Below are 24,509 nucleotides of genomic sequence, written 5' to 3' on the forward strand. Positions count from 1 at the left end.
CAAACCTTTTATACAGTAGCGACAAGTAATATGCCGCTAAAAATAAGTCAATTGAATATTGCTAATAAATAAGATGTTTTAATTATGCTCATTTTGAGCATAAATACAAGTGTTTTTTTATAACTGCCTCGATGAAAGTACTTATTTTTTAACTCATCAGACCGTAAAGTCGTTTAATAAGCCGCAGTTTTAGTTTTGTAGAATTACAACGGCAGGCTATGATAGTCTGGGATTCACGTTATACTCATCTACAGTATCAAAGCCGCATTTTATGAACTTATTATTCAATGACTACATTTAAAGGATTGTCGCCAAAACTATGACTTTGTCTTATTCACATGCGCATCAACAGGGAAGTGGCACCACTGAAGTGGTCGCGGTGCTAGTCGCCATCACTGACCACACAGCCCGTGTATTAACAGTGGATCAAGGCAAGCTGCTGCCCAATGGTCCTTTGATGCCGTTGCATCGCTCTTTGCAAGCAGGCGTGCGTCAATGGGTGGAGGAGCAGACACAGCAACCGCTTGGTTATCTGGAGCAGTTATATACCTTTGTTGATACCAATAGACGTAATATCGATGGTCATGCGCTTGTTTATGTGAGCTATTTGGGTTTGGTGCAAGAGACGCAGATGCAAGAGCTACAAAGCGAGGCACTGTGGCGAGATTGGTATGATTATTTCCCGTGGGAAAATCACTTAGATGGTATGCCCAGTATCATCACAGACTTTATCGTACCTGTACTATTGGAATGGGCAAATACTGCCGAAGACTTGATTGTGCAACAGCGTCGACGCCAGCGTATTGGGTTGTGTTGGGGACTGAGTGAGACGTTTTTAGCAGGTGGCGAACTGACAGACACAGACTTGGTTGGCGACCATGCTCATGAAAGTAGGGAGTGGATCGCAGAGCACGTACTGCTCCGCTATGAGATGCTGTATGAAGGGGGGCTGATACCCGAAGCACCCAATTACCCGCCAACTTATCAAGCCGTTGTCTTGCCAGACGATTGGTCACAACGTATAGGCGTCCCGATGTATTACGATCATCGACGCGTGATTGCGACGGCTATTTCGAGACTGCGTGCTAAGATTGAATACAGACCGCTTATTTTTGGTTTGATGCCAGACGTTTTTACTTTATCGCAGTTGCAGCAAAGCGTCGAGGCTTTATCAGGGGTGCGTCTGCATAAGCAGAATTTTCGCCGTTTGCTTGATTCACAAAACTTAGTGATGGAGACAGGAGAGAGTAGTAGCGCTCAGCGCGGTCGACCTGCCAAGCTCTATCGCTTCCGCCACGATATTGAGCTGCAAAGCTTGCTAATGGACAGCAAATTGCCCAAACGAAACAAATAGTTGTCAGATTATTCCTACGATATTTCTGCCATATGCTGTGTTTATAAACGTTGACTAGGGCGTGTCCTCATTTTGAAAATGGTGATAAAAATGAGATAAATTGCAGCCAAACAAGAAAAATAGCACAGATAATATCATGATATTGACCAGCTATTTGACGCAGTTTGGCAAGATTTAGCCATTTTTAGCCCATTTAGGCGCTTTCGTTCAGATTGAGGGCACGCCCTAAACACATAAAATACCGACCTATCCTTGCGGGAAGGCTAACTTTGCGCTATATTTATGCTCATTTTGAGTTTAAATCAATCGAATTTATATTCATAGCATACTTATATAAGGGTTAAAGATGACAGTTGAACGAGAGCCAGCGTTGGATGAAGTATTGCTTAAGCCTTTGGTTGAGGCTGCCCTCACTGAAGACTTGGGTCGACGCGGAGATGTGACTTCGCAAGCCACCATTCCCGCCGATATGCAGGCGCAGCTCCAGATTAAGGCGCGCCAAGCAGGCGTGGTTTGCGGTATGGATTTGGCGCGTCTGTCTTTTGCTTTGGTTGATGCGCAGATAGAGTTTATCGCTCAGGTCATCGATGGTGAGAAGGTTGATGCAGATACAGTATTGGCTATCGTACGTGGTAATGCACGTCATCTATTAACGGCAGAGCGTACGGCATTGAATTTCATGACGCATTTGAGTGGTATTGCGACGGCGACACAGCAGATTGTCGATACTGTGGCGGATTATCCTGCGCAAATTACCTGTACGCGCAAGACCATTCCCGGTTTACGTATCGTGCAAAAATACGCGGTGCGCTGCGGCGGTGGTCGCAATCATCGCTTGGGCTTAGATGATGCAATTTTGATCAAAGACAATCATATTGCTATTGCAGGCGATATTAAAACAGCTATCAAGCAAGCACAAAATTTCGCGGGTCATCTCATTCCGATTGAAGTGGAAGTCGATACGCTAGCGCAATTAGAGCAGGCTTTGGACGCTGGTGTGAGCTTGGTACTATTAGACAACATGCCACCTGAAATATTATCGCAGGCAGTGGCCATGTGTAAAGGTCGCGCCAAGACAGAAGCCTCTGGTGGCATTACTCCTGAGACTGTGCAAGCGGTCGCAAAAACGGGCGTTGATTTCATTGCGATGGGTTATTTGACGCATAGTACCACTGCTCTAGATATCGGTCTTGATTTTAGTGCGTAACGTTTGACTTTATATAGTCAGTTCAATATAAAAAAGAGACAGTGTGACTGATATAAATTTTTTGTAGTCTCTGTCTGCGTAGGCACAGCAAGCAAGAAAAATTTATACCAGTCACGCATTATAATGTCGTGTATCTATTTTATTTAGTATCGACTATAACGGGGTAACGCCCCGCCTTTATTAGCACTGTTAATACGATTATTCATCCGTTAAAAGTTGCTGAGCGACCTACGATAATCAGCTATTGCCGCTAATGCGCTTATATCAGAATGTTAAGCAAAGTTAATGATTTAATTAGCTTATCTGCCTATGCTACAATGTCACTGCTAACCGCCTATTGGTCATCGTTGCACTCGCACGATGGCCTTATCTTTTTGCCCAAGTTTTACCGATAGATAAGCGAGCGCTCAGTGGATACTGAAATTATTAAAATCATCTTAGCCTTTGTGGTTTTGATTAATCCTTTTGCAGCTTTGACGCTGTTCTTGGACTTGACGCGCGGCTACTCGATGATTGATCGACGTAAAGTAGCACGCATTGCCTGCTTGACTATTTTTATCACCATCAGCTTTTTCACCGTGGCAGGCGAGGTGCTTCTAAAGGCACTTGGTATCTCTATTGGCTCGTTCCAGCTGGCAGGCGGTATATTGGTATTTTTGATTGCCTTGAACATGATGAATGGCGATGGTAACCCCGCTAAGCCTGATCAAGAAAATTTCGATGTTGAATACGATAAACACGCACTACCAAGTACCGCCTCAGCAGTAGTACCACTGGCTATTCCTATGATGATTGGACCGGGTGGTATCTCTACGGTTATTATTTATTCTTCTCAAGTTTCAGGCATGTTGCGTGTTTCTGCGGTTATCGTTGCAGGCTTTTTAATCAGTCTTTTTTGCTATTTGGCATTGATGGCGGCAGGTCGTATTAGCCGTTTATTGGGTGATACTGGGCTTAATATCATGAGCCGAATCATGGGTATGTTATTGGCTGCAGTTTCTATTGAAATTATCGTCAATGGATTGCGTACGTTATTTCCTAATTTAATATAGCTTTTGTTAATCCTAAAAAAACCCAAACACGTTTATAGAATGTGTTTGGGTTTTTTGATTTTAAATGTACATTTATATGAACTTGACTGTAGTCGGTTCAATTTAAAAGTGGTACAAGGCAACCAAGTGTAGATGTATATTTAATACCTCAAGCGAGGTTAACGCTGTAACGCTTTTATAGTGGATTGAATATATAGCTGTTTTCTAACTTTGGTATAGATGCCAAGCCAAGTAAAACATCAATATACCCACCAAGGCATCAAGTATATTCCACGCTTTTGGCTTGGCAAACAGAGGTCTGAGTAAGCGCGCGCTATAGCCTAATGCAAAGAAGAAAAAGAATGAGGCACTGACAGCCCCAACCGCAAAGGCCAGTTTACTACTAGCGCCAGTTGAAACCATGCCAACGAGCACCAAGGTATCTAGATAGACATGTGGGTTGAGCCAAGTAAAGCCAAAGCAGAGCAATAGCGCCTTTTTTAAACTGGTCACAACTTGTCCATCGACGGTGAGCGCATGGGATAGGCGTATACTGGCATACAAGCTTTGAATGCCATAGCCCAGCAAAAATATGACGCCCGCAATTTTGGCAATGTTGACGACTTGCGGATACTGAGCGGTCACCGCGCCAAAGCCCGCAACACCTGCAGAGATTAAAAACGCATCGCTGACCGCACAGAATAGACAGATAAAAAAGATGTGCTCGCGTTTGAGTCCTTGTTTAAGCACAAAGGCATTCTGTGAACCAATCGCGATAATGAGCGATAATCCCAGCAAAAAACCAGAAATATAATCGGGTGCATTCATAACCATTTACTCAATGTTAAAGACCAAAACGTTGACGTTTGCTTACTGGCAGCGTGACAAAAAACTGTTAAGATAAGGGATTGAGTGGTCGAATGCAATCAGTAAATGGGCAAGGGGCAGAGCAGAACATGGTCGTAAGTTTGACAAGAATGTTACAGTCATTTGGGCAAGCTCAAGATGATTTGCCAACGCGAGCTGCCAAACATGTTCAGCAAGGCGCCATCGCTCCTAATGCAGAAGATGATGCCAGTCCTGCTGATAGTATTATCCACAATCAAGACAGTGCTCGTGATGAAAACGCCATTAGTGAGCGCTTACCACTGACTCCTCCTGAGCGTGCCGATCGTATCTGCCAAGCGTTATCACAAGTCAATGATATTCGGACGCCAACGCCACTGACCGATCGCTATTTGTCCAATCGTGCGGCGATGCGCCCGACCAACAGACCGCCTTTCGACCCCGATACCCTATGGTATCTCAAACATGGACGCTGTCCGATTATGACTGAGCTTATTGATGTGGTTGATGAGGCCACCCTAAATGCTATGCCTATAGAAGCTGTTGCGATACTAGATCGAATTAACGGCAAGCTCAAGCGTTACCGTGAGTGGAGCAGTGAGCTCAACGAGCAGCAACAGCAGCAACATAACGAGCGTCAGTTTGTTATCGACAAGCTAGTATCCGAGAGCATTCCAGAAGCACTACATCATTATGAGCAGTTGCAACGTTTTAGTCCGCATCGCACCAAAAACACGATGATGCAGGGAAAAATGACCGCAGGCGACATGCTGACTGATTTGTTTTTAGAAATTGATTATGAGCTTGATGAGTTATTGGACGAGTTGCATCAAACGGTTATGAATCGTCTTGCCTCAACGCACCGTTATGTCAAAAGCCGTACGAAAAGCTAATGGCTGTTAATTATCATCATCAAATTAACATAAGTCAGTGCTGTGATTGAATTGAGGACACGGCTTGAACACAAGCGACGCAATGCATAACAATATAGGGCTTTAATGAAGCCTTATTTTTTTGTTTAATCTTATAGAGTTAAGCGTTTTAATATTATCTATAATAATAACTACGATGAATAATAAGGACAATCCTATGACCCAAGTAACGGCGATGTTAGTGATGTTTGTTTTATACGGGATGCTACCAGCAGCTGGGTTATATCTAGGATATCGTGGTATCAAAAAAGTGACCGCGCCCAAAATGCTTGAATATAAAGCGATGCCGCAGTTGGGTTATATTCCTGAAAAAAGTTTACCCATGGAAGTCAAAACAGCCCTTGACCAAATCAATGGAAAAGGCGAAAAGCTACGTGTCATTTATGGCGATACCAATAATGATGGCAAGATAGATGATAAAGATACCGTTAACGAAACCTATATTATGATTCAAAACTTGATGGACAGACATATTCCGCTAGCGGTAGCTGACTATCGACGCTTGCATGACTTAGATGTGGGGGATGGGGCGCTTGCTGATACCACTAAGATTAAGCATTCTAATGTCACCGGAAAAGAGGCGTTGCTAGACGTACTGAGTACCATTAATACTCAGTTTGATGATTTGCTAAATGCCTCATATCACCAAGATGGACAAAAATTGCTCGCAACCAATCGCTATTTGCAACAGCGTTTTGATAATCCAATAGCCAGTACCCAAATTGAGCACTCTAGCAATCAAGAGATAGGCAATCACGGCAGTGGTGATGCTACCGGCAGTGCGATAGAAAACCCGAGTAATAAAGGCCCTAAAGCTGAAGACATTAAGTTATAAAATATCAAACGATCGATAAAGAATGATCAGTGCTAAACCGTCAGCCAGATGATTGAGCGATAAAGAGTAAGTTACAAAGAGTAAATATATATGAGCATATTAATCGGCGTTGGGGTTGTGACAACCGTCACGGTCGTTTATTTGGGTAAAAAAGGCTGGCAAGCTTTGCATAAAGCCGTTGGTATTACGCCAGGTGTGCTTACTTATCAAGATTATGATGCGCCGCTATCACTATCTACATTGTCACCATCTACTATAAAGTGGCAACAGCTTGATCTAAACAACAAGCATCTCCAAAGCTTATCAGAACAACACTTGCGCCAATTAAAACGTATCGATGAAAAAGTTAATCACTATCAACGCTATCAAAAGGCCCTGCAAGCGCAACATAAAATGCCCGAACTCACAGAAGCGCAGTTTGTGTTGCATAAGCTGCTGCATACGCGTTTGCCCGAAATGCTCGCCAGTCACTACCATCTAGCGAATGTGAATATAAATGCTCACAATGTGAGTAATGACAAGAAAGCAGAAGCGAGTGCGTTATTACAACAGGTATTCAATAATATTGAGCAGCGTTTAGATAATCTGTTAGCGCAAATGGACACGCAGCAGTTGCAAGATTTACGAGTCATGAAAAACTATATTAATAGTCATGATAGCTAAATATTGGGTTAGTAAAATTATTATAAAAAACCCATAAAAAAGCTGCCCATAAATATTCATTATGGGCAGCTTTTTTATGGTCTAATTTAAATCTATTGCAGGTTTAAATTAACGCTTGTCGTTGCGGTCACGGGTATTGCGTGTACCACGACTGGCAGGGCTAGCACTGCTTTTAGGCTTCGCGCTGCTGTTGCGATTGTCGCTACCACTGCGGCTATCGCTACGACTGTCAGTAGTGCGACGTGCTTTAAGTGGTTTGTTTCTGATACGCTCTTGCTTCTCTTTCGCCGCGCCATGTAGACCCGTACCATAACGTGGACGTAAGCTCACTAGATCAGTCAAGGTATTGATGTCTTTTCTGTCGAGCTCTAAGAAACGACCAGTACGCAACTCTTTTGGTAATGCAATCGTGCCATAGCGCGTACGCAGTAGACGACTCACTTTTAGGCCTTGCGACTCAAATAAGCGACGTACTTCGCGGTTACGACCTTCTTTTAGCTGGACGTGATACCATTTATTGACGCCTTCACCGCCGCCTTCTTTGATATCTTCAAACTTTGCTATACCGTCTTCTAACATCACGCCAGCTGTTAACGCACGCGCGATATCAGACGTCACTTCACCCAATACACGTACTGCGTATTCACGAGTGACTTCACCAGAGGGATGCATCAAGCGATGCGCCATTTCACCATCATTGGTAAACAATAACAGACCTGTTGAGTTAATATCCAAGCGTCCGACCATGACCCAGCGATCATGAGTCAGCTTCGGCAAACGCTCAAAGACCGTTGGACGACCTTCTGGATCATTGGCAGAGCACACTTCACCTTCAGGCTTATAGTAAGCCAATACGCGGCGACGCTTCTCATTTTCGGCAGTATATTTAATTTGACGACCATCAACACGAATCTCATCACCTGGTTCGACGCGATCACCGATGGTTGCCGGGCCGTTATTGACTGTTACGCGTCCAGATTTAATAACTTCTTCCATCTGACGACGTGAGCCAAGCCCCATACGAGCGAGCGCTTTCTGTAATTTTTCATCTTTCATAATCATGTCCTTGAGTCGGTGGGTTTACATTTCTCAATGTAAAAAAATTAGACTGACTATTCTACGCTATTTACGATGGCTATACAGCCCCTAGTTACTGTTAATTATAATAGCTTCTAAATCGTGAGGCTTGTTAGTGATGAATGCTTCAAGTGTATTATTAGAAAGGCTATCCACTTAAACATGCGTTAGGCGGCGATGCTGAGAGTATTGCGGCTGGTGGTCGATTGTGGCTGGTGATCGATTGTGGCTAGATGAGCGTATGACTGTCGACTGAATTGAGGACATGCCCTAATACAGGCTAGGATTTTTAGACGTAGGCAGGTACAATATCAGTATAAATCACACCTTGATTAAGGATAAGACAGACATGCAAAGTATTTGCGCGCGCTGTCTTTATTTTTTTATATCGTACCCTCTATTGGAGTTACTATGTCTACCGCGCCTACTGCCCAAGAGTCCGCCACCGTTTTAGATGGCAAAGCACTTGCCAAACAAATAGAACAGCAACTACGCGTGCGCGTGGATACGATCAAGGATAAGACGGGACGCACCCCAAGCCTTGCGACGATATTGGTCGGTGATGATCCAGCTTCTGCCACTTATGTCCGTATGAAAGGTAATGCCTGTAAGCGTGTTGGTATGGACTCTATACGTGTTGAGATGCCGAGTATCACGACCACTGAGCAGCTCTTGGCTAAGATAGATGAGCTCAATAATAATCCTGATGTCCATGGCATCTTGCTACAACATCCTGTTCCTGAGCATATCGATGAGCGTGCTTGCTTTGAGCAGATCGACTTGGCAAAAGACGTCGATGGCGTGACTTGTCTTGGTTTTGGTCGAATGGCGATGCAGCAGTCCGCTTATGGCTCATGCACACCGCAGGGCATCATGCATTTATTAGAGCATCATGGTATCGAGCTGGCAGGTTTGGAGGCCGTGGTCGTAGGGCGTAGTGCTATCTTAGGTAAGCCAATGGCGATGATGCTATTAAATGCCAATTGTACCGTAACTATCTGTCATTCAAGAACTCAAGACTTAGCGGCACATATCAAGCGTGCAGATATCGTTGTTGGTGCTGTAGGTGTGCCTGAATTGATTAAAGCAGAGTGGATCAAAGCGGGCGCGGTCGTCATCGATGCAGGTTTCCATCCAACAGCTGATGGCGGTGTCGGTGATATTGAAATGCAAGGTGTGGAAAATATTGCCAGTGCGTATACGCCAGTGCCAGGCGGCGTTGGCCCAATGACCATCAATACGCTGATTCGCCAAACGGTCGATGCAGCTGAAAAATCAGCCGGATTGAACGCTGGCTAAAAAGATAGTCATACGAATACTGATTGCCGATAGATAAGGGGTCTGAGTCTCCATAGTACAAAGACTCAGGCTAAATCAACCACATCTCAGTTGATAGGACTTAAACATGGCTAAAAAAAACGTAGGTATTCACGAGCGACTGCAAGGTATTGGTAGAGAGTTTGTCGATGTCTGTCATTACGTTATTTTATTTTTAATCAGTGTGGTTGTCGTTTGGACCGCCGGTAAAGAGTTCGTTGGTATTATTCAAAAAGGCTCAGCAGATTTAAAAGATATCTTGATGTTATTTATCTATCTTGAGCTGCTCGCTATGATAGGTATTTATTTTAAAACCCATCGTCTGCCAGTACAGTTTTTGATATTTATTGCTATCACCGCTTTATCACGACATTTGGTCGTCGATGTACAGGCGGTCTCAGATTATTTTCATTTATGGCTGCTAGCGACGATTTCTGTGGCCATCATGCTATTGAGTGGCTCTATCGTGGTACTAACGTGGACGGCAAAAACATTCGGTCGTCCAGAAGACAATCTCGATAAACAGCATGCCAATCTAACGGTTAAAGCACTGTTGCCTGATAATGCCCAAGCGCCTGATAGTCATACTAAGCACCGCCGTGAATAATATCAGCAGTACGTGATGGTTCGATATTACTTTTCACTGACTATAGTTGGTGAGCATCATAAAAAAGGGCTACCAGTGGTAGCCCTTTTTTATGCACAGCACTTTATGTCACAACCATTTAAGTCTCTTAAAGTTGTAGTACAAGTAACTACACAAAGCGATAATAACAGTCATGATAACAAGGTACGAGTACTTCCAATGCAGCTCGGGCATAAAGTCAAAGTTCATCCCATAAATACCCGCGATCGCTGTTGGTACGGCTAAGATACCTGCCCATGCCGCAAGCTTACGCACGACTTCGTTCTGTCCCATATTGACCATAGCCATATAGGTATTCATTACCACGCTGAGCATTTCATTGAGACCATTGATGGCATCTAGCGAGTGTAAAAGGTGATCGTTGACATCGCGAAAGTAAGGTTTTGCCGCTTGAGAAAATCCTGAGACCAGCTCACTTTTTTTGTGATTAATAAAAAAGCTACAGATGTCTTGCACAGGTAAAATAATAGCGCGCATATGTACCAGTTGTGACTTAAGCTCGTAGAGATTTTTTAGCGTGCCTTTGTCAAACTCATAGGTAAAGACATAGCGCTCTTGCTCGCGCAAATATCGACCCAAACGATCGGTAATCGGCATATAATTATCCACGATAAAATCGAGTATGGCATGCAGTACAAATATCGGGCCCATACGCAGCTTTTCAGGGCGACGGTGACAATGTTCGCGGACAGGCGCGTAGGAGTTTGACGGACCATTACGGATGGTAATCAGGTAGTTTTTGCCCATGAATATCGCAGTGGTGCCATAACGAATGACATTGTCCTCTAACTTCGCCGTACGCAGTACCACAAACACCATGTCATTGTCGTAGTTCTCAACTTTGGCACGTTGATGATCGGCAAAAGCATCTTCAATCGCCAATTCATGTAGACCAAAGGCTTCTTTTACTTTGACCATGGTCTCTAGACTGGGATCGTAGAGACCGAGCCAAATAAACTGACCATTATTGTTTAGCGCCCGACTGACATCATTGAGCGCTACTGTATCGAGATTTTCCCCAGTTTTACGGGAGTAGGCATAGCAGCTGACCACCTCATCCTCACTTGATGAGTCAATATCCTCATAGCGTTCAGAGTCGGGATCGTAGACCGTCATGGTCTCAATGGTGTCCTCAGTCGTGGCAGCGGCATCACCATAGATATAGCTATCATCATCGTCTAGATAGAGATGCTTGTCACTCATGCTGGCATAGATATGATCCATATTGGAGTCAGGTGCAATATGAGCCGTTTTTTTAATCAATTGATTATTATCATTTTCCATATACTTTCCTGTCATATAATAAAAAACTTCAATAATCCAAATTTGTCGTAAACGCTACTATCGGTTGCTCACCTTAGCTATAGGGCATAGCTTTTTAGGGTTTCAATATCGACTAAGCTTAATAAGCTTTCGTGACAAGCTTCTAGCTTTATTTGTGGCGCGATATCGAAATCTAGGGCTTCGACCCAGCGCAGCGCACAGATACACCAGTAATCACCGGGCTGTAAACCAGCAAAGTTATACTCAGGCAGCGGAGTGATAAGATCATTGCCACGGCTGGCGGAGAAGTTTAAAAACTCACTGGTCATCTTGGCACAAACGGTATGTTGACCGACGTCGTGATTGCCAGTGTGACAAAAGCCATTGCGATAAAAGCCGGTAATAGGATCAAAGCAACAGCTGGCAAGGGCAGTGCCTAAGACGTTGCTTTGGTTAGTGGCTGGGTTTGGGTGGTAATCAGATGACATAAGGCTTCCGAGATAAAAATATAGGGTAGTGTACCATGAGACTGAGTCGAAAACGTGGTTCTAACCATGCTGATGACAGTCTTCATTATACCAAGGCGATATTAACATTTTTAGTTGAACCACAACGTATTTAACACGATTATAATCGCCGTGTCTTTGACAGTAATGACCAGCAATTAGATAGTGATTGTGGCGAATTGTCACTAGGCGAACCTTAACTGCTATGCTAAACTAAAGCATAAAGTGCCTTGGTGATTTATTAAGGTTTACTAGCGCATAAAGATACTCGTCTTATCGTCCTAACTTATACTTATTACTCACCCTTTTGCGGTTACCTAGTTTGTTCATAAATAATTGGGTCAATGATGTTGCGCGTTAAAAATAAAAATGCACAGCATCAATGCAATTGTAAAGATAACCTTTAAGTACTGCATAAGTACCGCATCAGTACCGCATCAGTACCGCGTTTTTGGTAAGCGATACGCCAAACAAGGATTTATTGTGTCTGTCAGTTCTGATTCTGCAAAACTTGCCCAGTTAAATACGACAAATGAAACGGTGGCTCAGCCTGCCGAAAACACGGCTACCTCCACTAGCATGCCATATTTGAATAACTTTGCCAGCGACGTTGCCAATAGTTGGTTGTTGCCTGATGGGGTGGTGGATGTGCTGTTTGAAGATGCCCAAAAGCAAGAAGTGCTCAGGCACAAGCTTACGCAGCAGCTGATTACTCACGGCTATCAGTTGGTCAATCCACCAATGATTGAATTCACCGAGTCGCTGCTGAGTGATGCCTCAGAAGATCTAAAGCGCCAAACTTTCAAGATTATCGATCAGCTAACCGGTCGCTTGATGGGCGTGCGCGCTGATATTACCCCGCAGATTTTACGTATCGATGCGCATCACGGTGGCACGGGTATTGCTCGTTATTGCTATGCAGGTGATGTGATTCATACCTTGCCATCAGGGCTTTTTGGCTCACGGACACCATTGCAATTGGGTGCTGAGATTTTTGGTTGCGGTGAATTGGCTGCCGATATCGAACTGATAGATGTGTTGTTTAGCATGGTGAATAGCTTGGATATGAGCGCCACTTTGCACATCGACTTGGGTCACGTAGCGATATTTAAGCGTTTGGCTGAATTGGCTGAATTGCCAGCGCACGATACTCAGCAGTTGATGAACTTGTATGCCAATAAGAATTTGCCAGAACTAAAGCGGGTTTGCCAAACACTACCGATGGGTGATGACTTTTATGCATTGGCGCGCTTTGGTCATGATATGGCGCATTTATTGGCAAAACTGTCAGCGACAGCACAGCAGGATACGCAAATCGCAACGGCTGTTGATGAGTTGCAACGTCTCACTGCCCATCTACAAGAGCAATGGCAATGTCCGGTCAGTATCGATGTGACAGAGTTGTCAGGCTATCATTATCATACGGGTATTGTCTTTAACGGTTATATCAATAATGAAACCCAGCCGTTGGTACGGGGTGGACGTTTTGATGGTATGCAGAGCTATACACAGCAGCCGCGTGAAGCCACCGGCTTTAGTATGGACGTCAGCCGTTTACTCGCGCATACGCAGCTTGATGCACCAAATATTGTGCTGGTGGATTATAGCGCATTGCACAATGCCGATAAGACCCAGAAGCAGACGTTGCTACAACTAGTGGAAAGTCTACGTCAGCAGGGCTATCGCGTTACCATGCCATTAGATACTCAAGACCATCCAGCAGATGTCACGCATCGCTTAAGTTTCGCAGACAATGAGTGGCAGTTACAGAGCGTGTAAACATAGCTTTCTTAAGTAAGCCATACTTAACGTTGCTATCGTGACTGTTATTTTTTGACGTTATCAAAATCATTTTAGTTTTTTAAACCGTTATTGCACACACCTCAATACATAAAGGTAAGGATTGATCATGGGTAAGAATGTCGTAGTTTTGGGTAGCCAATGGGGCGATGAAGGTAAAGGTAAGATTGTTGATTTACTAACCGAAAAAGCCTCAGCAGTTGCTCGCTTTCAAGGCGGTCACAACGCAGGTCACACGTTAGTTGTCGATGGCAAAACCACCGTCTTGCATTTAATCCCATCAGGTATCCTGCGTGAAGGCGTCACCTGCTTCATCGGTAACGGCGTGGTGTTAGCACCTGACGCACTGTTAAAAGAAATGAAAGAGCTGGAAGACAATAACGTACCAGTACGTGAGCGTCTGCGCATTTCACCAAACTGCCCACTTATCATGCCTTATCATGTCGCACTTGACCAAGCACGCGAAGCCAAGCGCGGTACTGGTAAAATCGGTACGACGGGTCGCGGTATCGGTCCTGCGTACGAAGACAAAGTAGCGCGCCGTGCCATCAAGCTTGCTGATTTATTCCGTGATGATTTAGAGGAAAAATTACGCAATCTTATCGAATATCATAACTTCCAATTGACCCAGTATTATAAAGTTGAAGCGATTGATTTTGATGAGACATTGAAGCTTTGTAAAGAATGGAAAGAAGAAATTAAAGGTATGGTTACCGATGTGACCGAAGACCTTAATCAATTGCGCCTTGCTGGCAAGAACCTGATGTTTGAAGGTGCTCAAGGTACATTACTTGATATCGATCATGGTACTTATCCGTTTGTGACCAGCTCAAGCGTCACTGCTGGTGGCGTATCGACTGGTACTGGTATCGGTCCATTGTATTTAGACTACGTACTGGGTATCACCAAAGCTTACACCACGCGTGTTGGTAGTGGCCCGTTCCCAACTGAATTGTTTGATGATGTTGGTGCACATTTAGCCAAAGTCGGTCATGAGTTTGGTGCCACCACTGGTCGTGCGCGTCGCTGTGGTTGGTTCGATGCCGAAGCCTTACGTCGTGCAGTGGTACTGAACTCCCTATCAGGTATTTGCTTGACTAAGCTTGACGTGTTGGATGGCTTAGAAGAGCTGCTTATCGGTGTGGGTTACGACTTGCCTGAGACTGAATGTAAAGGCGCGCACGATGCTGAATTCTATGAGTCAGTTACGCCAAAATACGAAACCTTACAAGGGTGGAGTGAGTCAACCGTTGGTATCACCAATTATGACGACTTGCCAGAAAATGCGAAAAAATACATCAAGCGTATCGAAGCATTGATCGATTGCCCTATCGATATCATCTCAACTGGTCCTGACCGCGAAGAGACCATCGTATTGCGTGACCCATACGACGCGTAATTGCAGTAACATCTTTATATTTGTTTCACTATCAATAGATATATTGAATGATAAAACCCCAGTGCTTAGCATTGGGGTTTTTACTTTTATGCAAGGTACGGTCATAAATTAACCCTATCATTTATAGTCTTAATCATTATAATAGGCAGCAATCCTATGTTGGCGCTCATATTATCGTATTGATAGACAATGAGTTATTTAAGTTTGCCCAAGCCAGCATTGTGGCCAAAGATAAAACAAAGCATTGACCATTTTATTTTTATTGAATTTATCATTTATTAGGAGCTTTTCATGGCTAACGAACGTACTTTATCTATCATCAAACCTGACGCAGTTGCTGGCAACCACATCGGTGCTATCTATAGCCGCTTCGAGCAAGCTGGTCTAAAAATTGTTGCAGCAAAAATGATGCAACTTGATGACGAAAAAGCAGGCGGTTTTTACGCTGAGCACGCTGAGCGTCCATTCTACAACGATCTAAAATCTTTCATGATGTCAGGTCCAGTATTGGTATCAGTACTAGAAGGCGAAAATGCTATCGCTCAGCATCGTGAAATCATGGGCGCTACTAACCCAAAAGACGCTGCTGAAGGTACTATCCGTGCTGATTTCGCTAGCAGCATCGATGAAAACGCCGTTCATGGTTCAGATTCAGCTGAATCAGCTGCACGTGAAATCAGCTACTTCTTCAATGAAGATGAAGTTTGTGCACGTACGCGCTAGTAGCAGCAATTATTAATATCCGTTTATAGTGTTGGTTATTAATAATTAGTTTTGCAAGACGGCTTATATCTTATGGGTATAAGCCGTTTTAGCTATTATAATAATCCTATTATTCATTGAAATCTTTAACGACTTGCCTCATTATTGGTTTTACGTAGCGTTATCAATCCCTTATCAGCATGTTTTTATCAAATGCGCTCATAACGGATTGCTCATGCACTCATATATTATGTATGTATGACAACATCCATATAAACAATTGCACCGCTTATTTAAGCTTATGCAAAAAGGTTATCTATTATGTCCACTGTTCAATCACCTATCCAACATATCCCTACTAAACTAACAGATAGTATCAAGCTAGTAGATGAAGCGCAGGCAAAAACCAACCTGCTAGGAATGACGCAAGCCCAACTTGCAGAGTATTTTAAGAGCATTGGCGAAAAGCCTTTTCGCTCAACGCAGGTGGTTAGGTGGATATACCAGCAGGGCGTGACCGATTTTGAGCAAATGACCAATCTTAGCAAATCATTGCGTGATAAATTATCAGCCAATGCTTGCGTCGTTCCGCCAAAAGTCATTCATCGCCAATACAGTGATGACGGCACGCGGAAATGGGTGTTCGAAGTGACTGGTGGCTCATTGGTTGAGACGGTACTGATTCCAGCAGATGACAGCAAGATAAATGGTCGTAAGACTTTATGCGTGTCTTCACAAGTTGGCTGTGCGCTGGATTGTAGTTTCTGTAGTACTGGCAAACAGGGTTTTGAGCGCGATTTAACGGCGGCTGAAATCATCGGACAATTATGGGTAGCTAATGCCTCTTATATGACTGACGACAATGACAGCTTAGAAAACGTCGATCATAGCTTATGGGAAAATAACGTCACCAACGTCGTGATGATGGGCATGGGCGAGCCACTACTAAACTACAAGCCAGTGGTTGGTTCGATGGAGCTGATGCTGAGCGATCACGCCTATGGTTTGTCAAAACGTCGAGTGACATTATCAACCTCAGGTGTCGTGCCAAAAATGTATCAGTTGGCGCAAGATATCGATGTGGCGTTAGCGATTTCACTGCACGCACCCAATGATGAGCTGCGCAATGAGCTAGTGCCGATTAATAAAAAGTATCCGCTAGAAGAGTTGATGGCAGCCGCTCGCAATTATGTTTATGACGTCAATCCGCGCCATAAAAAGCATGTGACGATTGAATATGTAATGCTAGATGGTGTCAATGATAGCAATGAGCACGCTCATCAATTGGTGGCTTTATTAGGTGATTTGCCAAGCAAAATTAATCTGATACCGTTTAATCCATTCCCACATGCCAATTACGATAAATCAAGCAATAATCGTATCCACGCTTTTAGCAATATTTTAAGTGAAGCAGGATTTGTGTGTACGATTCGCCAAACCCGTGGTGATGATATCGATGCGGCCTGTGGTCAATTAGTCGGACAAGTTGCTGATCGTACTAGACGTTCGGCAGCGTGGCAGCAAAGCATCAAAGATCGTGAAAACGTGTAGGGTAATATGGTTTGAGGTAGCATAGAAGATTTAGAGTGGTATTGATAACTGAAGACGGTATTGATAGAAATGATAAACAGCCTATAAAGGTTTGATAATTAGCTGTCTTTTATCCATCACAACGGTAATAAAATTGTAGTCATAACTGCTAATAACCATGAAGGTAGCAATTAATAGTAACTAAATTGTACTTATGGGGGCTAAATCTATTAAACTGATGCTTCTTTGATCCCCTGTACTGAACCACAGTTTTATGATGGCGGCTATGATGACTTCTAAAGATTCTTGTCAGTTCAAATATCAAAAACCATTTCTTTCAGCGTTCAAACCGTTGATATCAGCGATTGAGTCACTGGCTACGCCAAAGCGTATGCTGCTGGCAAGTGCATTGGCAGGCTTGCTAGTGAGCGGCTGTCAAAGTACGACGACCAATGATCTAACGGGTAGCACCCCTTATCAAACGTCCACGCGACCGACTAGCGATCGCAACTTGGATCAACAAGAGATTGCTCGTGTGCGCACCTCACTTGCCGCGCAATATATCCGCAAAAACGAGCTTGATACCGCGCAGCGTCAGCTAGAAAAAGCCTTTGCTGCGGATAGCCGTTACGCGCCAGCCTATGATATGATGGGCGTTTTGTTGCAGCAAGAAGGCAGCCGCATCAATCTTGAAAAAGCCGACCAGTATTTTAAAAAAGCCATCGCGCTTGATAAAGATTTTGAGCAAGCGCACAATAATTACGGCGTTTATTTGTCGCAGATGAAGCGTTACAAAGAAGCAGCGGCGCAGTTTGAAATCGCCGGTGCAGCATTAGGCTATGAAGGCCGTATTGGGGCGTTAGAAAACTTGGGTCGCACTTACCTGCAACTCGACGATCATCCGGCAGCCGCCAAAGCATTCTTGCGGGCGTTGGATGGCAATCGAAACAGTATTATTGCCCATATTGAATTGGTAGATTTATTGCTTGAGCAGCAGCGTGTGCAACAAGCACAGCGGCTCTATGATGAGACTTTGATACTGGTACAAGGGCAGGGCATTAGCCCGCGCTTACTATTGCAAGGCATCAAAATTGCCGCTGCACAAAATAACAAAACAACGCGCCAGCAATTGGCACAGCAGCTTTTATCCGCTTATCCGTTAAGCGATGAGGCAAAACAACTTAAGACTTGGCTTAATAATCCAGAGGCACCATGGAAATGACCACCCCATCATCAAACACTCAATCTAACCAGCAGGGATCATTTGGTGCTGTATTGCAACAAGCCCGAAAAAATAAGCAAGTCAGCTTAGAAGAGGTGGCAGCTGAGCTATTTATTTTAAAACGACATCTACAAGCGCTAGAGAGTGAGAATTTCTCTGAGCTACCGCAAGCCGCTTTTGCTCGTGGTTTTGCGATTAATTATGCCAAATTTTTGGATTTAGATCCGGTAAAAATTGCAAGCAGCTTTGATGCCGCTTATCCCAAAGAGCTCAAAGCTCAATTGGCAAACAATACCGATACGCCTTTGCGCCCAATGGGTACATTGCAGCGTGATACGCATAACCGTATTCGCTTTAACCCTTTATTAATCATAGGTGTTATCGGGCTAATCATTTTAGCGATATTTCTATTTCGTATGGTGAGCAATGCGAGCAAAGAAAATAACCAAGAACCAACCGTCGCTGTCGAGGACATATCAGCCGTCGAGCAAGCACAAGGTGCAGCGATTAATACGAATGCCAATGGGGTCGGCGCGTCTGGCTCTGCGCTCAATTTAGGCGGTGACACCAATACCAATGTGGCAGTTTTAGACGTCAAACTGACAGATGACGCCATTATCAGCATTACTGACGCTTCTGGTAGCAACTTGATGAATGGTGCGCAGACCGCTGGTGACTATAAATTATCAGGCATGCCACCATTTAATGTACAGATTGATAATGTCGATAATGTTAGCTTAATGCTGAATCAAGAAGCCGTCGCTCTAGATACTTATGCAACGGATAAGCAGGCCAGTTTTGAGTTGGCTCCTTAGTCTTTTTTGTATTTAAGCCTATTGCTTTTTAGTTTTAATTAAAGGATTTATGTATGTCAATGCCATCGCCTATTAACCGTCGTTTGACCAAAAAAATCTATGTCGGTGATGTCGCGATTGGTGGCGATGCACCGATAAGTGTGCAAAGCATGACCAACACGGACACCTGTGATGTGGCCGCGACCGTGGCTCAAATCGAACGCTGCGTTGAAGCTGGTGCCGATCTGATGCGCGTATCAACGCCAACGATGGATACGGTCAAAGCCTTTGGTGAGATTCGAAAGCTGGTTAGCGTACCATTGATTGCCGACGTACATTTTGACCATAAAATAGCGCTATCGGTTGCCGAAGCGGGTGCAGATTGTCTACGTATCAATCCAGGTAATATCGGTAGCGATGCCAAAGTACGTGAAGTCGTCGCTTGTGCCAAATATCACAACATTCCTATTCGTATCGGTGTCAATGCTGGCTCATTAGAAAAAGACATTCAACGCAAATATACAGAGCCGAATGGCGCGGCGATGCTGGAATCGGCGATGCGTCATATCGATATTTTAGAACGCCTGAACTTTGATCAATACAAAGTCTCGGTCAAAGCCAGCAATGTGTTTTTGACTATGGATGCCTACCGTCTTATCTCTGCCCAAATCGACAATCCGCTGCATTTAGGTGTCACCGAAGCTGGCGTTTATCGTACCGGTTCGGTCAAGTCAGCCATTGCTCTCGGTGGCTTATTATTGGACGGCATTGGCGATACCATTCGTATCTCGTTGGCAGCAGAGCCAGAAGAAGAAATTAAAATTGGCTTTGATATTTTAAAATCGCTCAATATTCGTTCTAATGGCGTGAACTTTATTGCTTGTCCGAGCTGCTCACGTCAAGAGTTTGATGTGATTAGAGTGATGACCGCATTAGAGTCACGCTTAGAAGATGTGCGCGAACCGATGAATTTGTCAGTGATTGGCTGTAAAGTGAACGGCCCAGGTGAGGCGAAGGAATCTGATATAGGTATCGTTGGCGCTGCACGTAAGTCATTGGTCTATCGTATGGGTGAAAAAAGCCATCTTATCGACACTAATAACTTGGTTGATGAAATAGAAAGTATGGTACGTGCCCACGCAGAAGAGCTGGCCAAGAAACGTGAGAATGAAATTATTCGTGTAAAATAAGCTGGGATAATTCAGATTCCGATAGCGCTCGTTGAAGCGTCACAACAATAATAGAATACTTGTTAAAATTTTTAAGGATATGACCGTACCATGATTAAAGCTATTAAAGGGTTTAATGATATTTTGCCTGACCAATCCGCAAAATGGCTGCATCTAGAGGCGATATTGGCTGATGTGCTGGGTAGATACGGTTATGAACATATTCGTCTGCCAATTGTAGAACAAACTGATTTGTTTGCCCGTGCTATTGGCGGGGCAACTGACATCGTCGAAAAAGAGATGTATAGCTTTACCGATAAGTCTGAGCCACCAACACCACTAGCATTGCGTCCTGAAGGCACAGCTGGCGCGGTACGGGCAGTGATTGAACACAATCTACTGCGCGGCGATACACCAAAATTATGGTATATCGGCCCGATGTTCCGCTATGAGCGTCCACAAAAAGGTCGCTATCGTCAGTTTCATCAATTGGGTGTCGAAAGCTTTGGTAGTGCGCTACCGGATGCTGATGCTGAACTGATCGCCATGACGCATCTGATGTGGCAAGAGCTGGGTCTAAAAGATGAAATGCATTTGCAGCTGAATAGCTTGGGCGAGCTGGATGAGCGTCATGCTTATCGCGAGGCGCTAGTTGCTTATTTAACCGACAAACAAGATCAGTTAGACGATGATAGCAAACGCCGCTTGACGACCAATCCATTGCGCATTTTAGACAGTAAAGAGGCGAGCACCCAAGCGGTATTGGTAGACGCGCCAAAGCTTGCTGACTTCTTAGGGGCAGAGAGCGTCGCGCATTTTGAACAAGTGCAAGCGTATTTGACCGACCTTGGCATCAGTTTTGAGATTAACCCGCATTTAGTGCGTGGTCTTGATTACTATAACAAAACCGTCTTTGAGTGGGTAACCGACAAGCTAGGTAGTCAAGCGACGGTTTGTGCTGGCGGGCGTTACGATGGTTTGATTGGACAGCTAAAGTCTATCGGCGGACGTGATGATAAAGACGACAAAAAACCAGTAAAGTCTGAGCCTGCGGTTGGTTTTGCTATGGGACTTGAGCGTTTATTATTGCTCATGGAAGCTGTCGCTCCGATTGCTGATGTGCCAGCTTGCGATGTCTTTGTCGTGGCTCACCCAGATGTTTATAGCGCGGGTATTGGTTATGCGCAAAATTTACGCTATAGCCGCGCAGACTTACGGATAAAAATGGCCAGTGCGACGAGTCTGAAAGCGCAAATGAAAAAAGCGGATAAATCTGGTGCAGCGCTGACCGTTATTATTGCGCAGCAAGAGCTGGACGATCATACCATTAGCATCAAAGACATGCAGACAGGCGAGCAAAAGACCGTTATGCAAGACTGGTTGTTGAGTAAAGAGAATTTTTCTCGAAGATAATCAGTTTTGGCTTTTTTGGTTTTTAATATCAGTAATTTAATAACAATTATATCAGGTAACTACCTATGGCTCTGACACCCAATTCGCCGAATGCAGACAACTCAATGCAAGCCCTAAAGCAGTACGGCAGTTACATTGTCACTGCGATTTTGTTGGCACTGGCTGCCTATTTTGGCTGGACGTATTGGCAGGACAATCATGCCCGTGTGGATACGGTTGCTGCTGATCATTATGCGGACATCCAGCGGTTGAATGAAGAAGTCAGTCTGGCATCACAAAACCCAGATTTAGAAGCAGAGGCGAAAACGGCACTGGCAGAGAGCCGTACGCAGTTAGACAAAGATATTGATAATTTGGTGAGCACGCATGGTGAGTCAGTTTATGCGTGGCAAGCACTGATGATTAAAGCGCGCCAGCAAGTTGATAGTGATGACTTTACAGGGGCAAGCGAGACGCTAAAAAAAGCACTGGCAATCGATTTGGGTGATGCAGGTTTAACAGCAATTACTCGTCTGCGTTATGCCAAAACGCTATTGGCTGCTGGTGATGCAGATGCAGCCTTAGCCGAAGCCAACAACGATATGCCAAGCTCATTTGAAGCCAGTCAGCAAGAGCTATTGGGCGATGTGTATTTGGCACAAGACAATAAGGACTCAGCGATTAAGTCTTATAACAATGCTTGGGAATTATTACGCAGTCGTCAAGAAACACGTGCGGTATTGGCTTTAAAAATGGAAAGTCTTGGTATCGTGCCTGAGCCTATCGAGTCGCAAGCTAGCCTAATTCAAGAGTCTGCCACTGCTGAGCAGCCATTAGTGATTGAAAATACGACAGCTGCTACTGAGCAACCCTCTTAGTTTTAATGATTTATCTGATAACTCAATTATCGAATGACTAAAACCGTTCTACAAACTAAGTAGCGCAGCAAGTCAGCAGGGTAGTATTCAAAGTTAAGGTCAATATACCGAACTTTTTTATTACGGATCAATTGCTTATTTACTGATGGCTAATTTATTAATTGTTAATTTATTTGTAGTGAGAACTTATAATGACTCAATCTATTCGCTCTAGCAACATGTTAAAGGCTAAAACCATCAAGATGACGATTATGCATGTCGCCGTCATCGCAGCGATGGCAACAGCTGTCGCTGGCTGTAATCGCGGTATCAAACCTGTCGTCAACGATCCTATTAAACTGGTGCAAATTGCGCAGCCTATTAGCGTGCTACAGCCTGTGTTTAGCACTGATGTCGGTAACAAAAAAGCCAGCAAAAAAGATCCACTTGATTTGCAAGTGGGTTACGCCAACTCGCAAATTGTTACTGCTTCGCGCGGTGGTGATTTGACTGGTTTTAATAATGCCGGTCAAGAGCTGTGGTCAGTCAATGTAGGTGATCAAATCACAGGTGGTGTCGCAATAGATGCCTTGAGTCAGACTGCGATTGTCAGTACACGTGGCGGGCAAATTATGGCCTTTGATAGCACTACTGGCGCAAAACGCTGGCAGCAGCAGTTATCAGGATCGGTATTGTCACCAGCACTTATTACTAATAATCGGGTGATTTTGTCAGCTAATGATGGTTTCTTGCACGGCTTATCACTACAGACTGGCCAGTCTGTATGGCAATTTGCTACCCAAGTACCCGCTATCAGCATACGTGGTAGTGCGGCACCAACTTTGTTAGATGATAAAACAGCGTTATTGGCCACGGCTGATGGGCGTTTACATGCTGTGACCACCGATAGCGGTCTACCGCAGTGGTCAAGACGTGTTGGTGTTGGTGCGGGCAGTAGCGAAGTTGAGCGTATGAGCGATGTCGATGGCAAGCCTGTCGTCAGTAACAATCAGCTGTTTGCCATTAGCTATAGTGGGCAATTATTAGGTATTGATTTAGCGTCACGTCAAGTCATGTTTATTAATGATCTTGCCAGCCTAAAAGCGCTTACAGTAAACAACCAGCAAGTTATTGCCACCAGCTTGGACGGAAAAGTGGTCGCTTATGATCGCAACAGTGGTGAGATGTTGTGGGAAAGTGAAGAGTTGGCTTATCGCCACTTAACCAACCCTGTTATGATTGGAAACTATATTGCAGTGGGTGATTATGATGGGGTCGTGCATTTATTTGACCCTGCCAGCGGAAAAATCGTCAGCCGTGTAGAGACCAAAGGTGCGCTCACCAACTTGCAAGCAGAAGGTAGCCGTTTGTTGACCCAAAGTACCTCAGGTCAAGTGGCTATTTGGCAATTGGCTCGCTAAGGTTTTATGAGCAGGCGCTTTATTAATAAGGTTTTTTTAAGCCTGTGATTAAGCGTACTGCTCAATGTCGATGCTATGATGAGGCTATGATGAGGCTATGTCGATGTTACGAGGAATAAACGCTGCTTCGTCGGCGTTTCGTGCCTTTTGCAAATGGCTTGTTTAACGCTGAGGTTTCGCGTACTCTATGCGACCGATGCGCTGCCAACATTATCTCTATATAATAGCGGTATGTAGTGCCTGCATATGATGTCTATTAGATGACATCTATACCCAGTATTCGGTAATAATGCAGTCACTAGATATATCATCTATTATTGTAAAATAGCCAATAATTCATTTTTATTGCTATAGTCAGTTCAATATAATTTAGAGACAAGAAAGGCGAGTGAAAGTACTACAAATAGTAGACTAAGCGAGCCTGACACCGTATTTGATTTATAGAGTATTGACTATATCGTTTTATATTTATCATTCATTTTAGTTTACGGTCAAGCGCAGTATATTTACTCATATCATTAAACGAGTAGCTGTCTTATCCGTCAT

The 24,509-nt window shown here is 44.1% G+C and carries 22 protein-coding genes; 18 read left to right on the forward strand and 4 right to left on the reverse strand.

The features are described 5' to 3' along the window. The first annotated feature begins 319 nt into the window (after nt 1-319). The 3 genes from IE130_RS12620 (at nt 320) to IE130_RS12630 (ending at nt 3,613) form a co-directional block, all read left to right on the forward strand. Nucleotides 320-1,354 (forward strand): NUDIX hydrolase, encoded by a 1,035-nt coding sequence (locus IE130_RS12620; protein WP_189586494.1) that lies wholly within the window; start codon nt 320-322, stop codon nt 1,352-1,354. A 346-nt stretch (nt 1,355-1,700) separates the two neighbouring features. Continuing rightward, nucleotides 1,701-2,561: a carboxylating nicotinate-nucleotide diphosphorylase gene (gene nadC / locus IE130_RS12625; protein ID WP_189586497.1), complete on the forward strand. Its 861-nt coding sequence runs from the start codon at nt 1,701-1,703 to the stop codon at nt 2,559-2,561. A gap of 410 nt (nt 2,562-2,971) precedes the next feature. After that, complete coding sequence (locus tag IE130_RS12630) at nt 2,972-3,613, forward strand: MarC family protein (RefSeq protein ID WP_010198985.1); 642 nt, start codon at nt 2,972-2,974, stop codon at nt 3,611-3,613. A gap of 204 nt (nt 3,614-3,817) precedes the next feature. Here the strand turns inward: IE130_RS12630 and IE130_RS12635 are convergent, their stop codons facing one another. Beyond that, nucleotides 3,818-4,420 (reverse strand): LysE/ArgO family amino acid transporter, encoded by a 603-nt coding sequence (locus IE130_RS12635; RefSeq protein WP_189586500.1) that lies wholly within the window; start codon nt 4,418-4,420, stop codon nt 3,818-3,820. A 92-nt stretch (nt 4,421-4,512) separates the two neighbouring features. Between IE130_RS12635 and IE130_RS12640 the strand changes: the two genes are divergently transcribed. The 3 genes from IE130_RS12640 to IE130_RS12650 all read left to right on the forward strand — a co-directional run bounded on the left by IE130_RS12640 (nt 4,513) and on the right by IE130_RS12650 (nt 6,868). Next, nucleotides 4,513-5,331, forward strand: a complete 819-nt coding sequence (locus tag IE130_RS12640) for a hypothetical protein (protein ID WP_227676218.1) — start codon at nt 4,513-4,515, stop codon at nt 5,329-5,331. Between the two features lie 196 nt (nt 5,332-5,527). Then, nucleotides 5,528-6,205, forward strand: coding sequence for a hypothetical protein (locus IE130_RS12645; protein WP_189586503.1), 678 nt, complete (start codon nt 5,528-5,530; stop codon nt 6,203-6,205). A gap of 90 nt (nt 6,206-6,295) precedes the next feature. Beyond that, nucleotides 6,296-6,868 carry a hypothetical protein gene (locus tag IE130_RS12650; protein ID WP_189586506.1) on the forward strand — a complete coding sequence of 191 codons (573 nt, stop codon included), beginning with the start codon at nt 6,296-6,298 and terminating at the stop codon, nt 6,866-6,868. Nucleotides 6,869-6,976: 108 nt separating this feature from the next. Here the strand turns inward: IE130_RS12650 and rluB are convergent, their stop codons facing one another. Then, nucleotides 6,977-7,924, reverse strand: a complete 948-nt coding sequence (gene rluB, locus IE130_RS12655; protein ID WP_189586509.1) for a 23S rRNA pseudouridine(2605) synthase RluB — start codon at nt 7,922-7,924, stop codon at nt 6,977-6,979. 432 nt (nt 7,925-8,356) lie between these two features. Between rluB and folD the strand changes: the two genes are divergently transcribed. Together folD and IE130_RS12665 are read left to right on the forward strand one after the other, a co-directional pair. Further along, nucleotides 8,357-9,244, forward strand: coding sequence for a bifunctional methylenetetrahydrofolate dehydrogenase/methenyltetrahydrofolate cyclohydrolase FolD (gene folD, locus IE130_RS12660; RefSeq protein ID WP_189586512.1), 888 nt, complete (start codon nt 8,357-8,359; stop codon nt 9,242-9,244). A 106-nt stretch (nt 9,245-9,350) separates the two neighbouring features. Continuing rightward, entirely contained in the window at nt 9,351-9,869 is a 519-nt protein-coding gene (locus tag IE130_RS12665) for a phosphate-starvation-inducible protein PsiE (protein WP_189586515.1), read from the forward strand. Between the two features lie 108 nt (nt 9,870-9,977). On the opposite strand, the gene corA is transcribed toward IE130_RS12665, so the two are convergent. Both corA and IE130_RS12675 read right to left on the reverse strand, forming a co-directional pair. Beyond that, on the reverse strand, nt 9,978-11,132 hold the full coding sequence (gene corA, locus IE130_RS12670) for a magnesium/cobalt transporter CorA (RefSeq protein ID WP_373299695.1): 1,155 nt from the start codon (nt 11,130-11,132) through the stop codon (nt 9,978-9,980). 137 nt (nt 11,133-11,269) lie between these two features. After that, complete coding sequence (locus tag IE130_RS12675; RefSeq protein WP_189586521.1) at nt 11,270-11,659, reverse strand: DUF2237 family protein; 390 nt, start codon at nt 11,657-11,659, stop codon at nt 11,270-11,272. A 501-nt stretch (nt 11,660-12,160) separates the two neighbouring features. On the opposite strand from IE130_RS12675, the gene IE130_RS12680 reads away from it, so the two are divergent. The 10 genes from IE130_RS12680 (at nt 12,161) to bamB (ending at nt 23,963) form a co-directional block, all read left to right on the forward strand. Then, a complete protein-coding gene (locus tag IE130_RS12680) occupies nt 12,161-13,456 on the forward strand; it encodes an ATP phosphoribosyltransferase regulatory subunit (protein WP_189586524.1) in 1,296 nt (431 codons plus the stop codon). Between the two features lie 130 nt (nt 13,457-13,586). Next, complete coding sequence (locus IE130_RS12685) at nt 13,587-14,876, forward strand: adenylosuccinate synthase (protein ID WP_010199020.1); 1,290 nt, start codon at nt 13,587-13,589, stop codon at nt 14,874-14,876. Between the two features lie 291 nt (nt 14,877-15,167). Then, nucleotides 15,168-15,599, forward strand: coding sequence for a nucleoside-diphosphate kinase (gene ndk / locus IE130_RS12690; RefSeq protein WP_189586527.1), 432 nt, complete (start codon nt 15,168-15,170; stop codon nt 15,597-15,599). A 300-nt stretch (nt 15,600-15,899) separates the two neighbouring features. After that, nucleotides 15,900-17,129 (forward strand): dual-specificity RNA methyltransferase RlmN, encoded by a 1,230-nt coding sequence (rlmN, locus tag IE130_RS12695; protein ID WP_189586531.1) that lies wholly within the window; start codon nt 15,900-15,902, stop codon nt 17,127-17,129. 265 nt (nt 17,130-17,394) lie between these two features. Continuing rightward, the gene (gene pilW, locus IE130_RS12700; protein WP_010199028.1) at nt 17,395-18,330 is read left to right on the forward strand and encodes a type IV pilus biogenesis/stability protein PilW; all 936 of its coding nucleotides are present in this window, start codon (nt 17,395-17,397) and stop codon (nt 18,328-18,330) included. After that, complete coding sequence (locus tag IE130_RS12705; RefSeq protein ID WP_189586623.1) at nt 18,327-19,145, forward strand: helix-turn-helix domain-containing protein; 819 nt, start codon at nt 18,327-18,329, stop codon at nt 19,143-19,145. The genes pilW and IE130_RS12705 overlap by 4 nt, the downstream gene beginning before the upstream one ends. A gap of 53 nt (nt 19,146-19,198) precedes the next feature. Continuing rightward, nucleotides 19,199-20,314, forward strand: coding sequence for a flavodoxin-dependent (E)-4-hydroxy-3-methylbut-2-enyl-diphosphate synthase (gene ispG / locus IE130_RS12710; protein ID WP_189586534.1), 1,116 nt, complete (start codon nt 19,199-19,201; stop codon nt 20,312-20,314). A 90-nt stretch (nt 20,315-20,404) separates the two neighbouring features. Beyond that, nucleotides 20,405-21,706: a histidine--tRNA ligase gene (hisS, locus tag IE130_RS12715; RefSeq protein ID WP_189586537.1), complete on the forward strand. Its 1,302-nt coding sequence runs from the start codon at nt 20,405-20,407 to the stop codon at nt 21,704-21,706. A gap of 65 nt (nt 21,707-21,771) precedes the next feature. Next, nucleotides 21,772-22,563, forward strand: coding sequence for a YfgM family protein (locus tag IE130_RS12720; RefSeq protein WP_189586540.1), 792 nt, complete (start codon nt 21,772-21,774; stop codon nt 22,561-22,563). Between the two features lie 191 nt (nt 22,564-22,754). After that, nucleotides 22,755-23,963, forward strand: coding sequence for an outer membrane protein assembly factor BamB (bamB, locus tag IE130_RS12725; RefSeq protein WP_189586543.1), 1,209 nt, complete (start codon nt 22,755-22,757; stop codon nt 23,961-23,963). Nucleotides 23,964-24,509: the final 546 nt, after the last annotated feature.

Source organism: Psychrobacter glaciei, from assembly GCF_014652895.1.
GTDB lineage: Bacteria > Pseudomonadota > Gammaproteobacteria > Pseudomonadales > Moraxellaceae > Psychrobacter > Psychrobacter glaciei.

Bases quoted from the DNA above. Each gene is read 5' to 3' on its own strand.
- IE130_RS12620 (WP_189586494.1), top strand. From the start codon at position 320: ATGACTTTGTCTTATTCACATGCGCATCAACAGGGAAGTGGCACCACT.
- nadC (WP_189586497.1), top strand. From the start codon at position 1,701: ATGACAGTTGAACGAGAGCCAGCGTTGGATGAAGTATTGCTTAAGCCT.
- IE130_RS12635 (WP_189586500.1), bottom strand. From the start codon at position 4,420: ATGAATGCACCCGATTATATTTCTGGTTTTTTGCTGGGATTATCGCTC.
- IE130_RS12640 (WP_227676218.1), top strand. From the start codon at position 4,513: ATGCAATCAGTAAATGGGCAAGGGGCAGAGCAGAACATGGTCGTAAGT.
- IE130_RS12645 (WP_189586503.1), top strand. From the start codon at position 5,528: ATGACCCAAGTAACGGCGATGTTAGTGATGTTTGTTTTATACGGGATG.
- IE130_RS12650 (WP_189586506.1), top strand. From the start codon at position 6,296: ATGAGCATATTAATCGGCGTTGGGGTTGTGACAACCGTCACGGTCGTT.
- rluB (WP_189586509.1), bottom strand. From the start codon at position 7,924: ATGAAAGATGAAAAATTACAGAAAGCGCTCGCTCGTATGGGGCTTGGC.
- folD (WP_189586512.1), top strand. From the start codon at position 8,357: ATGTCTACCGCGCCTACTGCCCAAGAGTCCGCCACCGTTTTAGATGGC.
- IE130_RS12665 (WP_189586515.1), top strand. From the start codon at position 9,351: ATGGCTAAAAAAAACGTAGGTATTCACGAGCGACTGCAAGGTATTGGT.
- corA (WP_373299695.1), bottom strand. From the start codon at position 11,132: ATGGATCATATCTATGCCAGCATGAGTGACAAGCATCTCTATCTAGAC.
- IE130_RS12675 (WP_189586521.1), bottom strand. From the start codon at position 11,659: ATGTCATCTGATTACCACCCAAACCCAGCCACTAACCAAAGCAACGTC.
- IE130_RS12685 (WP_010199020.1), top strand. From the start codon at position 13,587: ATGGGTAAGAATGTCGTAGTTTTGGGTAGCCAATGGGGCGATGAAGGT.
- ndk (WP_189586527.1), top strand. From the start codon at position 15,168: ATGGCTAACGAACGTACTTTATCTATCATCAAACCTGACGCAGTTGCT.
- rlmN (WP_189586531.1), top strand. From the start codon at position 15,900: ATGTCCACTGTTCAATCACCTATCCAACATATCCCTACTAAACTAACA.
- pilW (WP_010199028.1), top strand. From the start codon at position 17,395: ATGATGACTTCTAAAGATTCTTGTCAGTTCAAATATCAAAAACCATTT.
- IE130_RS12705 (WP_189586623.1), top strand. From the start codon at position 18,327: ATGACCACCCCATCATCAAACACTCAATCTAACCAGCAGGGATCATTT.
- ispG (WP_189586534.1), top strand. From the start codon at position 19,199: ATGTCAATGCCATCGCCTATTAACCGTCGTTTGACCAAAAAAATCTAT.
- hisS (WP_189586537.1), top strand. From the start codon at position 20,405: ATGATTAAAGCTATTAAAGGGTTTAATGATATTTTGCCTGACCAATCC.
- IE130_RS12720 (WP_189586540.1), top strand. From the start codon at position 21,772: ATGGCTCTGACACCCAATTCGCCGAATGCAGACAACTCAATGCAAGCC.
- bamB (WP_189586543.1), top strand. From the start codon at position 22,755: ATGACTCAATCTATTCGCTCTAGCAACATGTTAAAGGCTAAAACCATC.